The 12,866-nt window shown below is 59.9% G+C and carries 9 protein-coding genes and 1 pseudogene; 1 reads left to right on the top strand and 9 read right to left on the bottom strand.

The features are described from left to right. Positions 1-15: 15 nt before the first annotated feature. The 9 genes from O4H62_RS25100 to O4H62_RS25140 all read right to left on the bottom strand — a co-directional run bounded on the left by O4H62_RS25100 (position 16) and on the right by O4H62_RS25140 (position 11,420). Complete coding sequence (locus tag O4H62_RS25100; RefSeq protein WP_269391627.1) at positions 16-1,629, bottom strand: GMC family oxidoreductase; 1,614 nt, start codon at positions 1,627-1,629, stop codon at positions 16-18. Beyond that, positions 1,622-3,130 (bottom strand): FGGY-family carbohydrate kinase, encoded by a 1,509-nt coding sequence (locus O4H62_RS25105; RefSeq protein ID WP_269391628.1) that lies wholly within the window; start codon positions 3,128-3,130, stop codon positions 1,622-1,624. The genes O4H62_RS25100 and O4H62_RS25105 overlap by 8 nt, the downstream gene beginning before the upstream one ends. Further along, the gene (locus O4H62_RS25110) at positions 3,123-3,965 is read right to left on the bottom strand and encodes a class I fructose-bisphosphate aldolase (protein WP_269391629.1); all 843 of its coding nucleotides are present in this window, start codon (positions 3,963-3,965) and stop codon (positions 3,123-3,125) included. The genes O4H62_RS25105 and O4H62_RS25110 overlap by 8 nt, the downstream gene beginning before the upstream one ends. Continuing rightward, entirely contained in the window at positions 3,956-5,686 is a 1,731-nt protein-coding gene (locus O4H62_RS25115; protein ID WP_269391630.1) for a glycerol-3-phosphate dehydrogenase/oxidase, read from the bottom strand. Before O4H62_RS25115 ends, O4H62_RS25110 begins: the two co-directional genes overlap by 10 nt. 63 nt (positions 5,687-5,749) lie before the next feature. Further along, entirely contained in the window at positions 5,750-6,745 is a 996-nt protein-coding gene (locus O4H62_RS25120) for an aldo/keto reductase (RefSeq protein ID WP_269391631.1), read from the bottom strand. After that, positions 6,735-7,715: a sugar-binding transcriptional regulator gene (locus O4H62_RS25125; protein ID WP_269391632.1), complete on the bottom strand. Its 981-nt coding sequence runs from the start codon at positions 7,713-7,715 to the stop codon at positions 6,735-6,737. Before O4H62_RS25125 ends, O4H62_RS25120 begins: the two co-directional genes overlap by 11 nt. A gap of 32 nt (positions 7,716-7,747) precedes the next feature. Further along, complete coding sequence (locus tag O4H62_RS25130) at positions 7,748-8,698, bottom strand: ABC transporter permease (RefSeq protein WP_269391637.1); 951 nt, start codon at positions 8,696-8,698, stop codon at positions 7,748-7,750. 65 nt (positions 8,699-8,763) lie between these two features. Beyond that, entirely contained in the window at positions 8,764-10,287 is a 1,524-nt protein-coding gene (locus tag O4H62_RS25135; protein WP_269391633.1) for a sugar ABC transporter ATP-binding protein, read from the bottom strand. A gap of 113 nt (positions 10,288-10,400) precedes the next feature. After that, on the bottom strand, positions 10,401-11,420 hold the full coding sequence (locus O4H62_RS25140) for a substrate-binding domain-containing protein (protein WP_269391634.1): 1,020 nt from the start codon (positions 11,418-11,420) through the stop codon (positions 10,401-10,403). Between the two features lie 255 nt (positions 11,421-11,675). Here O4H62_RS25140 and O4H62_RS25145 point away from each other — a divergent pair. Then, positions 11,676-12,493: pseudogene (locus O4H62_RS25145) on the top strand (IS3 family transposase); the annotation flags it as partial. Positions 12,494-12,866: the final 373 nt, after the last annotated feature.

The raw sequence follows: 12,866 nt of genomic DNA on the forward strand, positions 1-12,866 counted from the left end.
TAAGGCAATCAAGCCTCAGCGCGCGTCCAGGATCATGTCCGCCGCCTTCTCCGCGATCATGATCACCGGAGAGGCGGTGTTGCCCGAAACAATTTTCGGCATCACCGAGGCATCGACTATTCGCAGACCATCTATGCGATGCACACGCAACTGGCCGTCGACCACCGCGCGCTCATCAGACCCCATCTTGCAGGTGCCGACCGGGTGAAAGATTGTGGTGGCGATGTTGCCGGCTTCGCGCAGCAGGTCCGCATCTGAGTCGATCACCTTGCCGGGAAGAATTTCAGTTGGCGAATAGGGTTCAAGCGCCCGCGCGGTCATGATCTGACGTGCCTGCCGGATCGATTTGACGGCGACCATCTTGTCGGCCTCGGCGCTGAGATAATTCAGCCTGATGTCGGGCTGACTGTTCGGGTCGGCGGAGCTGATATGGCATGACCCGACACTTTGCGGCCGAAGATTGCAGACCGAGACCGTGATTGCCGGAAACTCATGCAACGGATCACCCAGCCTGTCTGTCGAAAGGGGCTGGACATGATATTCGAGATCCGGCGTTTCCAGCGACGGGTCGCTCCTGGTGAACATGCCGAATTGACTCGGCGCCATCGACAGCGGTCCGCTCCGGGATAGCGCATATTGCAGGCCGATCCGGACTTTTCCAATGAGGCTGTTGGCCTGCTCGTTCAATGTCGCGGTGTTCCTGACCCTGAACACCGTTCGTATCTGAAGATGATCCTGAAGGTTCTCGCCAACCCCCTTGAGGTCATGGACGACGGGAATATCCAGCGCCGCCAGATGGCCCGCATTGCCGACGCCTGAGAGCTGAAGCAGCTTGGGCGAATTGATCGCGCCGGCGGCGACAATCACCTCGCGCTGTGCATTTGCCACATAGGTCAAACCGTTGCGCTCATAGAGCACACCCGTGGCGCGGCGCCCGTCAAAGACGACCTTGCGCGTATGCGCCTCCGTTATCACGCGAAGGTTCTTTCGCCCGCGCGCCGGTTTCAGGAATGCCTTGGCGGCGTTCCAGCGCACACCCTTGTCCTGGTTGACTTCGAAGAAGCCGGAACCTTCGTTGGTGCCTGAGTTGAAGTCATCGGTCGGCTCGATGCCGAATTCCCTCGCTCCTTCCTGCACCGCCTTGAGAATGTCCCAGCTCAACCTCTGCCTGGCCACCTTCCACTCACCGCCCGACCCGTGACTGTCGCCGGCTCCGGCGTGATGATCCTCGCTTTTCTTGAAGTAGGGCAACACATCGTCCCAGCCCCAGCCGGCATTGCCCATCTGCGCCCACTGATCGTAATCGGCGGCCTGGCCACGCATGTAGATCATGCCGTTGACCGAGGTGCAGCCGCCCAGAACCTTGCCGCGCGGATAGACCAGTGCACGACCGTTGAGACCGGCCTCCGGGACCGTCTTCATCATCCAGTCGGTGCGGGGATTGCCGATGCAGAACAGATAGCCGATCGGAACATGGACCCAGTGGTAGTTGTCGCTGCCGCCTGCCTCAAGCAGCAGGACACGGGTCTTCGGATCCGCCGACAGGCGGTTCGCCAGAACGCAGCCGGCGGTGCCCGCGCCGATAATGATGTAATCATAGCTGCCATCGGCAGCGGCTTTTTCAGGCATCGCGCAACTTGCTCCAGAATTTGCGCAGATCCGCGCCAAGTTCGATGAACAATTGATACCGCCGGTCATAATGATCGCGCAATGCAGGATCGGGTGCGAAGGACTGTTTGGCCCGGGTCATTCTTGCAACGCCTGCCTCGTAGGAAGCGACAACACCCGCGCCGCATCCGGCCGCGATCGCGGCGCCCAGCGCCCCGGTCTCCTGGCACGCGGCGATGGTGACCGGCTTGCCCAGCCCGTCGGCGAAGATCTGCGGCCACACCGGGCTGCGTGCGCCGCCACCCGAAAGGATGACATCGTCAAAACGCACACCGGCCGAGACCAGAACCTCGATATGCCGCCGGTGTTCGAACATCACCCCTTCATAAAGCGCCCGCAGCATGTGGCCCTCGCTATGCCAGCCGGACAATCCGTAGAACCCGGCGCGCATTTCCGACCCCAGCCGGCCCCCGTAAAGGAAGGGATGATACATCGGGTCGTCCGGTGCGGGCTCGGTCTCCGCCACGAGCCGGTTGCAGTGACCGAACGGGTCGTCGTGATGGCCCTTCCGCTCGACAAATTCGCGGACATACCATTCGAGGTTGGCCGCCGATGTCGCGCTCGATTCGATGTTGAGAAAACGGCCCTCGCCAAATCCCGACACCATGAACACCTCTTCAGCCGCAACCGGTTTTTCGGACACGACCTGGTTGATGCTCCAGGTGCCGACAATGACCGATGCCTGCCCGTTCGCAATCACGCCGGACCCCAGCGCACAGGCCACCACGTCAAAAAAACCGGCAACGACGGGCGTGCCCGGGCATAGCCCGGTCAGGGCGCCGGCTTCCTCCGTGACCTGGCCTGCGACATCGCTGGGCGCAAGCAGTTTAGGCAGCATACCAAGAGCATCTTCCAGTCCATAAAGCCGCATCAAGTCCGTGTCATAGGCGCAATCGGGCATGCGCAGGAACCCGCATCCGCTCATGTCGGACACATCCGACACCAGCCGGTCGGTCAGCTTGTAGGTGATGTAATCCTTGCACATGAGCACTGTCGCAGCCTTGTGGTACAGATCGGGAGCTTCCCGCTTGACCCAGGCCAGTAACGTCGGCGTCTGCGACGGCCATGGTTTTTGCAGACACAACTCTTGCAGTTGATCGCCGGCTTCTCCCACCGCAAGCTCATCGGCGAGCTGCGCCGCTCGGCTGTCGAGAGACTGGATGCCGAGCAGAGGCTCTTGCGCCTTGTCCAGAAGATAAAGCCCGTTGCCGTGCCCGGCACATCCCACACCGGCAATATCGCGCGCGTCGACACCTGCCTTGTCGATGCAGGCGCGAATAGCCTGATGGGCATTGCGCCAGAGTTCACCCAAATCGCGCTCGACGTGGCCGGGTTTGGGAACAGAAGTCTGCCCATCAATCGCATGCATGGCGATCTGGTTGCCGTCGAGATCAAACAGCACCGCCTTGATCACCGTATTGCCGGCGTCCAGGCCCAGGAGATAGCGCGTCCGCTCAGCCACGATTGTAGATATCCCATGCTTCATCACCGGATGCGCCGTGATGGATCATTGCCATCAGCGCGTTGACCACGGCTTTCGGATTGTCGTGCTGATAGATATTTCGGCCATAGACCATCCCCCTGGCGCCCTGTCCCATCAGCTGAGCCGATTTCTGCAGGACCGTTTTCAGATCCTCCTTGCCGCCGCCGCGCACCAGGACCGGCACCCTTGCGGTCTCGACGACGCGGTAGAAATCTTCGGGATTTGTCGTTGGATCGGCCTTGATGATGTCGGCCCCCATTTCGCTGGCCAGGCGCACCAGCGTGATGATCTTCTCCGCGTCGCCATCGACCTGATAGCCGCCGCGCACATCGTTCGGCAGCATGACCAGGGGTTCGATCATCAGCGGCATCCCGTAGGTATGGCAGGCGGCGCGCACCCGGCTGATGTTCTTGACGCACTGGCGGAACAGATCTGGCTCGTCGGGCAGCATGAACAGGTTGACGACCACGCAGGCCGCATCCATTTCCAGCGCTCCGATGATCGGTTCGTCATGGTTCTGCAACTCAGACCACATCACGCGGTGCCGCTGGTCATTGTAGGGATTACCCATGTCGATGCGCATGACCAGCGCCGGCTTGTCCTTTTCCGGCCGGCTCTGCAGCAGATCGGCCTGCCCGTAGGCCATCTGGATGGCGTCGGGTTTTGCGTCGATCAGGGTGCTGACCACAGTCTCCATGTTTTCCAGGCCCCGCAGGAAACCTGGTTCATTGCACACGCCATGATCCAGTGCGACATCGAGGCAGCCGCCATTGGTGAACATCCGGTTCATCCGGGCTTTGGAGCTTAGGCGCATTTGGTATTCCTTTCGAGGCTTCGCTGTTCCAGCGTCTCTGGCGAGACACCGTAGAAAGTGTTGAGCTCTTTGATGAAGGCATCGGTTTCCTGCTGCGTGCGTGCAGCATCCCAGCCGAGTTCATCCGCCGCAACCTCGGCGATGGCTGTGATGAGGTCGCTTGAGATTTCGCCCGTGATCGCCAGTCCCGTCCGGCGCAGGACAATATCGCTGAGCCGGACAACCACCTCGTGCCGGATCAGGAACCGGATTTCACCGTTTGTCATCAAGGCAGAGGAAACGAGCCCGTCGTCATGATCGCAGCCGGCGCAAAATGACAGCACGTCATCGGCCCTCGTGCCGTAGGCATCAACCAGGTAGGCGGCCCGATCCGGGCCGACGGCATAGCGCTCCGCGAGCCTCCGGACCAGGTCTTGCGGATCGGCGGGATAGCCCGCCCCGCCACCGATCGGCAGGTGCAGGGTCGTGGTCTTGCGCTCATGGCCAAGCTCCAACATCACCGCGTCTGCGGTCTGCTCGGCAAATGCGCGAAAGGTCGTCCACTTGCCGCCAACCATGCAGAACTGGGGGACGGGGCCCTCCAGGCGATGAATGAAGTGACCGCGCGTGATCCGTCCGGTGAACTTGTGGTCGCTCTTGGGGAGAGGCCGGATTCCGCTGTAGCTGAAGACAACATCATCGTCCGAAACGGCAATCTCCGGAAAGGTCAGCTTCAGCGACTGCAGGATGTAATCCTGTTCCTCCGGCTCGCACCGCACCCGTTCGACGCTGTCGACCCGGATATCGGTCGAGCCGGCCAGCACCTTGCCGAGATAGGGGAACACGATGCAGACCCGGCCATCGATGTTCTCGAAAAACACCATGTACCCGCCAAGCGCCTTGAACAGCGCTTGATTGTCCAGAATGATATGCGAGCCCTTGGTGCCGGAAACCAGGGTTTCGGCCGGTTTCTGATCGCCGGAAAATTCCCGGATTGCCTCATTCAGCCAGGCACCCGTGGCGTTGACGATGGTCTTGCAGGATATCGGGAGTCTTTCGCCGGATTGCGTGTCGGTCAGCGAAAACGCGGATCCCTCCATCCGGATTTCGCAATAGTTCACCGCAACGCTCTCCGGCGCGAGCCGCATCGCATCGATCACCAGTTCGACACCAAGGCGCTCGGGATAGCTGATCCAGGCATCGTGATAGGTGGCCGAAAACTTCAGGCTTCGGGTCAGGTTCGGCCAGCGCCGGAATGTCTCGTCCTTTCCCTGGAAACCGTGCCTGGGCAGAAGCCGGCGCCTGCGCGTCACGAAGTCGTAGAGAACCAGGCCGATCTTGATCGGCAATGCACCACGGCGCGCCGGCTTGCTGCTCAGGCCCAGGAACCCGGCGGCGCCGTTCAAGAGGCCGGAGAAGATCGACGCTATCGGAATGACCGTGGGAAGCGGCCGCACGAAGTGCGGAGCGTTGTGCAGCAGCGCATCGCGTTCCCTGAGCGATTCCTGGACAAGATCGAACTCGCCGTTTTCGAGATAGCGAAGTCCGCCATGGATCATCCGCGAAGGGGCTGCGCTGCAGCCCGAGCAAAAATCGTTCCGCTCGACCAGCAGAACGCGAAGCCCTTGCAGCGCAAGTTCCCGGAAAACCCCGATGCCATTGATCCCGCCACCAACGACAACGACGTCAAAAGCCCCGTTCTGACGGATTTGTTCAAGGCTGTCGCTTCGCTGTTTGGGCATAACTTCTCCGTTCATCACCGGGCCGGGTGATGTCCGCACTTGTTTCCGGTGATCTGAAAGGCGTCAGGCGTCGAGATTGGTCAGATGCGTTGCTGCTGCCTCATTTATCCTGTTGAGTTCCTCCGACGTCAGGCGGATACGCCCCGCCCGTGCGTTTTCGCGCGCTTGCTCGGGGTTGCGTGCGCCGCACAGCGAGAACGTGATGCCCGGCTGTTGCACCGTCCAGGCAATCACGATCTGGGCGCTGCTTGCCTGGTGTCGGTCCGCAATCGGCTTAAGCTCCGCCATCAGACTCGCGATCTTCTGGCGATTTGAAATCGAGAACCGCGGATTGTCCTTGCGCTGATCGTCTCCCGTGAAGGTTCGATCCGGGCCCATCTTTCCCGAGAGCAAGCCCAGCGCCAGCGACGAGTAACTCAGCGTCGAAACGCCGTGCTCAGCGCAAATCGGCAGGAGCGTGGATTCGATATCCCGCTTGATCATGCTGTATTCTTCCTGGATCGCGTCGAGTTGACCGGACGCGGCATAGGACCTGAGGTCGTCGACCGAGACATTGCTGGCCCCGATCGCCCGGATCTTGCCCTGCGATTTGAGCAGCTCCAACGCCTCCATCGTCTCGCCAAGCGGTGTCGTCGCGTCCTGCCAATGGGTGATGTAAAGGTCTATATGATCGGTTTTCAGACGCGTCAGGCTTTGCTCGACCTCATACAGAATCGATTCCTTGCCGAGGTACCGGTGAACCGGCTTGCCATCATAATCGAAGAAATGGTTGCCTTTCTGCGTGTGCCAGACAAGACCGCACTTGGTTGCCAGAACCACCTTGTCGCGGCGGCCTTGAATGGCCTTGCCGACAATGGTTTCGGATAGCCCCTGTCCGTAGGCCGGCGCGGTATCGATCAGCGAAACGCCCTCTTCAATCGATTCCTGAATGGCGGCGATCGACTGCTTTTCCTCGGTGCCGCCCCACATCCAGCCGCCGATCGCCCAGGTGCCAAGGCCAACCACCGAGGCTTCTATCCCGGAATTGCCGATCGGGCGGGTAAGCATTTCATGCGACATGTCTTTCCTCTCGAATGTTTTCCAGCACTGCGGCTGCGGTCTGCTCATCAACGATGAGGGAATTGAACAAATGCCCGGCAAGTGCCGCGCAAATCGGCTCGACTTTCTCTTCGCCCGACGCAACGCCGATGGTGACGGGACACTGCGCCAGTTCCGACGGGCTCAGCGCGACGATGCGGGAGTTGAGCGGATAGTCCGCGACCGATCCGTCCCGCAGGATCAGGTGAGCCAAGAACTCTCCCGTCACGCCGCCTTCGAGGAGCAGCTGCCGGCCGGGGTTGGGGCCGGGATGCAGATCAAAGTAACTCGAACCCGGAGTGCGAATGGAGCCGACGCCGACAACGGCAACCGACGCGTTGCGCGCAAGGTCGAGGACTTCCTTGATCGATCCCATTTCCATCAGCATGTCGCGCTGTTCGCGGCTTTCGGCAAACAGCGGCGCGTGAAGCAGCATGGCCGTGCCGCCCAGGCGTTCCGCCAGCTGCGTCGCCAGATGATTGACGTCGGTGTAGTATTTTCCCTGCACGCCGCCGGTAAGCGGCACTACCTTCACGTCGAAGGATTGATCGGGGTTCAGGTTCTGCACCATCGCGCTGACCGCCTTGCCGCCGGTAATCGCAATCACGTCGCCGTCGCGAATGGTCTCGAGCAGATGATTGGCCGCGGCACGCCCGACCTGCTGAAGGTTCGTGTGCGGATTGCCCGCGACCGCCGGCGTCACGATGGCGCTTGCAAGGTTGGTGCTCGCCACCAGTCCCTTCTCCATATCCACAAGCGGCTGGTAGGGACTCTCGATCACGATCTTGACCATGCCCATTCGCTTTCCCTGGGCAATCAGCCGATTGACTTTCGACGTCGAGAGATTGAGCCGCACGGCAATTTCGGACTGCTTCATTTCCTCCAGATAATGGAGGCTGAGCACCGTGTGCATTTGCCGTATCGATTCAAACTCTTCCTTGTTCTCTACCATCTTGGTTTCCCGTTCGCGGTCCCGCATCTTGCTCACCTGCGCCGCTTGTTCAGATAATGATCGATCGTCACTGCAGAGAGCAGTATCGAACCCCGGATGATATCCTGCCAATAGACCGATACATCAAGCAGTGCGAGTGAACTGGACACCACCGACAAGAGAATGACACCCAGTATTGCGCCAAAGATCGTCCCGGTTCCCCCTGAAAGGCTCGCGCCACCAATCACCGCCGCGGCGATCACATTCAATTCCATGCCAATACCGAAGGTGGGCTGGGCAGAACCGAAACGCGCCATGTAGATGATGCCGGCAAAGCCGCAGAGCGCCGAGCAAAGGGTGGTGGTGAAGAACACGACGCGCTTGGTGCGTATTCCGGAATAGGCGGCCGCCTTCTCGTTGCTGCCGGTGTAGAACACCTTGCGGAAGATGGTGGTCCGCCGCAGCATGAAATCGGACGCGACCACGACCACCAGAAAGATGATGATGACAACCGGAATGACCCCGATTGACCCCTGCCCGATGAACTTGAACTCCGGTGGAAGGGTATAGAGGCCGATGGGCCGCCCGCCTGTCCCCAAGAGGCAGGCGCCGCGCGCAATCACCATGACGGCAAGGGACACGATGAAATGGTGCAGTCCGACGGTGGTGACGAAAAAGCCCATGATCGCACCGATGCCCGTACAGGCGAGAATGGCCAGCGCCGACGCCGTCCACGGATCGACGCCTGCCAGAAACAGCAAGCCGGCGATCACCATGGCAAGTGCGGTCACCGACCCAACGGAGAGATCGATGCCACCGGAAATAAGCAGGATGGTCATCCCGACAACAACGATTCCCTCAACCGCAAAGGCCATCGCCATGGCCCGCATGTTCACCCAGGTCAGGAAATACGGCGAGGCAAACGACATGACGATGAAAAGCGCCACGATGATCAGCACCAGGCCGGTTTCCCGCATGCGGAAAAGCTTCCGGACCGCATCCATGATGCCGCTCGATGATGGTGGCTGCTGGCCGAGCCCATCGAACGGGACGGCCTTGGTTTCCTGTGTCATTGAACGGCCTCCAACCGCTTGTCCGACACCGAAGCGCGGTACATGATGTTTTCCTCTGTCATGTCTTTTCCACTCAGCTCGCCGCTGATCCGGCCTTCACGCACCACCAGGACGCGATCGCAAACACCGATGAGTTCCGGCAACTCGGATGAGATCATGACGATGCCCACGCCCTTGCGCGCCAGATCCCGAAGGATCCGGTGAATCTCGGATTTTGCCCCGACATCGACGCCCCGCGTCGGCTCGTCGAGAAAGATGACTTTCGGATTGACCGAAAGCAGCTTGGCGATGGCGACCTTTTGCTGGTTGCCGCCTGAAAGGTTTGAGACCGGCTCGGCGACATGACCACATTTGAGGTTCAGCATTGCGCCGAGCCTCCTGGCCAACCCGGCTTCCAGCCGATCGTTGATGATGCCGAGCTGCGAGGAAACCTGGCCGAGCGACAATGCGGAAACATTCTCGGCGATCGACATGTCCAGGAACAGACCATCGCCCTTCCGGTCTTCGGACAGGTAAACCAGCCCCTCGGCAATGCTCTCCTGGTAATGGGAAGTGTCGAGTTGCCGTCCATTCAGCACGATCTCGCCCGTCACCTCTCCTTCAAGCTTGCAAATGCCCTTGACGATCTCGCTTCGCCCGGCCCCGATCAGGCCGGCAAGACCGAGAATCTCGCCCTGCCGGAGGTCGAAGGAAATATCGGCAAACCGGCGCTTCTCCGTCAGGTGGCGAACCGAAAGGATCACGGACTCCGACTTCTCGCTCTCGCCTTGCTTTTCCGGGTAGAGCTTGTCGATCACGCGCCCGACCATCGCATTGACGATCTCGGTCGGCGTCGTTTCGGCAACATTGCGGGTGGTGATGTATTGCCCGTCCCGGAACACCGAGACACGATCGCAATTGTCAAAAATCTCGACCATCCGATGCGAGATATAGATGATGGAAATGCCCTGGCTGACCAGCTTGCGCATGATGTCGAACAGGATCTGGGCTTCCTTTTCGGTCAATGCGGCGGTGGGCTCGTCGAGGATCAGCACCCGGCAATCGAGCGTGAGCGCCTTGGCAATCTCGACCAGCTGCTGCTGGGAAATCGACAGGCTGCGGACCAGGGCGGAGGGATCGATGTCGCCAAGCCGGTAAAGCACATCTGCCGCCTTCTCTGCCAGCCTGGTGTAGTTCATCAACGGTGCGCGGCTGACATTGGTTGTCGCCATAAAGATGTTCTCGGCCACGCTGATATCCGGACACAGCGCGATTTCCTGATGCACGAAGCCGATGCCCAGCCTCTGGGCAACCGCGGGAGAGGTGATGTTGACCTTCTGCCCATCGAAGCGGATCTCGCCGCTGTCCGGACGCACGATGCCATCGATCACGTTCATCAGCGTCGATTTGCCCGCGCCGTTCTCGCCGGCAATGGCGTGCACCTCGCCCTTGCGCAACTCGAAGCGGACATCCCGCAGCGCCTGGATGGCTCCAAACGATTTGCTGAGATTGCTAATCTGTAAGATCAGATCGCTGGTCATGACGTTTTTGACTCTGCTGTTTACGCGACGACATGCGCCGTTGGCTTGGGTTGCCCGCGCGGAGACAGAACAGACGCGGGCAACCGGGTTCATGGACGCTGCTTCGCGCCGGTCTAGTTCGGGTCGCGGCCTTCCATGTAGGCGTTCAGATCGAACGAGTCGGCGTTGTCCTTGGTGATCACCGAGAAGCCGTTGTCGACATAGGGGATTTGCACCGGGTTGTAGCCGGACACCTTGTAGTCGTTGAACGGATCGAACATGTCCGAGTGCGCCGCCATGAACAGCGAGACAAAGCCCATGAAACCCTGCATGCCCTGATTGGGGTTGAGCGCCATGTGAATGTTGCCGGCCTTGATGTGCTCGAGGGTTGTCGGCGTCACATCGGCATGCATGATCAGAACGTCGGCCTTGGCTTCAAGCACCGCCGCCACTGCACCTTCGGCGGAGCCGGCTTCCGGGATCCACAGGGCTCCGAGATTGGGGTTTGCCTGAAGAATGGATGCCGTTGCGCGGTAAGCCGCATTGCTGTCCTGGTTGGTCGCCTGGCGGCCAACCAGTTTCATGTTCGGGAAGTGCTCTTCCATGTAGGCGAGAAGTGCCGTGACGCGCAGGTCGTGATTGCTTTGACCCGGGTTTTCAAGCACCGCGTACTCAGCGCTGTCGCCGATCTGCTTGACGATCTCTTCCGCCGCGAACTTGGCTTCGGCCAGATTGTCCGAGGTGATGTAGGCGGTGCGCTTCGATTTGGGCGAATCCGCCGCGAACGTGACAACGTCGACGCCACCTTCGATCGCCCGGTTGATCGGCTCGATGAACGGATCGGACTGCATCGGGTGCAGGAGAATGCCGGCTGGCTGCTTCACCAGGTCCTGCTCAAACGATGCAATCTGCTTGGTGATGTCATAGTCGGGCGTACCCGAAAATGCCGTTTCGCAGCCCATGGCTGCCGCTGCCTGCTTGAACCCCTGGTAGACGGGAACCCAGTAGGGGTGAGCCGAAACCATCACGTTCATGACATAGGTTTCACCCGGCTCGCACTGGAATTTGCTCTCGGCTGATGCTGCGCTCGGAAATGCGAATGCAACCGCCATTGCGGCCGCGGACAATGCCGTGGCCAATTGATCGATCTTCATGATGTTCCTCCACGTTATATCTTGCCCTCGCTCCAAGCCGTAAGATTGCGGCCTTCCCTGCAAGATATTTCAGTATGCGACATTTATCGCAACAACGCGATCTAACCTCCTGTCCGATTGACTGTCAACCGGATTTACATTTTTTTCATTATATGAAATTTATTTCATCATGCGACGTTCGTCAATCCGTCTGACCTGAGACCCTAAACTTTCTCCAAATTTTGGTAGAGTCCGTCAAAATCAGGAGACGGACGAATGAAGCGTTCACGGTTCACAGAAGAACAGATCATCGGGATTTTGAAGGAGCAGGAGGCGAGGGCGAAGACAGCCGATGTCTGCCGCAAGCACGGCATCTCCGATGCAACCTTCTACAAATACAAGGCGAAGTATGGCGGCATGGACGTCTCCGATGCGCGCAAACTGAAGGCGCTTGAGGACGAGAACGCCAAGCTGAAGAAACTGCTCGCCGAGACCATGCTGGACAATGCGAACCTGAAGGATGTCGCTTCAAAAAAATGGTGACGCCCCCACTCGGCGGCGCTCCGCTTGCCTGCCGGGCAGTGGATGCGAAGCGGGATGCGGTGGCTCACGTCTGTGCACAGCATGGGGTGAGCCAGCGTCGGGCGTGCGAGGTGTTGTCGGTCGACCGGTCGAGCATGCGATATCGCAGCGTGCGATCTGACGATGCATCCATTCGTGAGGCGATGAAGAAGGTGGCGTCCGAACGGCGGCGCTTCGGTTATCGCCGCATCCACGTCATGCTGAACCGGCGGGGGATCGTCATGAGCCTGAAGAAGCACAGGCGTCTTTATCGGGAGGAGAAGCTGACGGTGCGCAAGCGGGGCGGCCGCAAGCGGGCCTTGGGAACGAGGCGTCCCCTGGCTCTGCCCTCGCGCCCCAATGAGCGCTGGAGCCTGGACTTTGTCAGCGATGCCTTCACGGACGGTCGACGCTTCCGCGTTTTGGCCGTCGTCGATGACTTCACCCGCGAATGCCTGTGCCTGGTCGCAGATACATCCCTGTCAGGCGCAAGGCTTGCCCGCGAGCTGGACAGTCTGATCGCCAGACGGGGAATGCAGAAGTGTCTGTATTGCACCTTGGAACAACTGCATCCGAATGCGATGCCGCCCGACATTTAACGTCCCGGTTTCGCTGGCAGGGAGGATCCCAATCGCCCTTCAATGGTTCACGCGGTTGGTCGTAAACGCGCGAAAGCCCCGCGGGTTCTCCGGCGGGGCTTAGGATGATCGGGAATGTTTTTGTTGTTGGAGGATTTGAAGCTGCGACCTTCAGGTTATGGTCCGTTCGGACGAGGAGCTACCTCGCCAGCGGAAGCGAAGCTTTCGCGCCAGCGCCGCGCTGGAATGTGAGGATATTTGGTTGCGGGGGCAGGATTTGAACCTGCGACCTTCAGGTTATGAGCCTGACGAGCTACCGGGCTGCTCC

Source organism: Parahoeflea alexandrii, from assembly GCF_027214025.1.
Classification (GTDB): Bacteria; Pseudomonadota; Alphaproteobacteria; order Rhizobiales; family Rhizobiaceae; genus Hoeflea; species Hoeflea alexandrii_A.

Coding starts and splice junctions, on each gene's coding strand:
- O4H62_RS25130 (WP_269391637.1), bottom strand. CDS start 8,698: ATGGATGCGGTCCGGAAGCTTTTCCGCATGCGGGAAACCGGCCTGGTG.
- O4H62_RS25110 (WP_269391629.1), bottom strand. CDS start 3,965: ATGCGCCTAAGCTCCAAAGCCCGGATGAACCGGATGTTCACCAATGGC.
- O4H62_RS25135 (WP_269391633.1), bottom strand. CDS start 10,287: ATGACCAGCGATCTGATCTTACAGATTAGCAATCTCAGCAAATCGTTT.
- O4H62_RS25125 (WP_269391632.1), bottom strand. CDS start 7,715: ATGGTAGAGAACAAGGAAGAGTTTGAATCGATACGGCAAATGCACACG.
- O4H62_RS25120 (WP_269391631.1), bottom strand. CDS start 6,745: ATGTCGCATGAAATGCTTACCCGCCCGATCGGCAATTCCGGGATAGAA.
- O4H62_RS25140 (WP_269391634.1), bottom strand. CDS start 11,420: ATGAAGATCGATCAATTGGCCACGGCATTGTCCGCGGCCGCAATGGCG.
- O4H62_RS25100 (WP_269391627.1), bottom strand. CDS start 1,629: ATGCCTGAAAAAGCCGCTGCCGATGGCAGCTATGATTACATCATTATC.
- O4H62_RS25115 (WP_269391630.1), bottom strand. CDS start 5,686: ATGCCCAAACAGCGAAGCGACAGCCTTGAACAAATCCGTCAGAACGGG.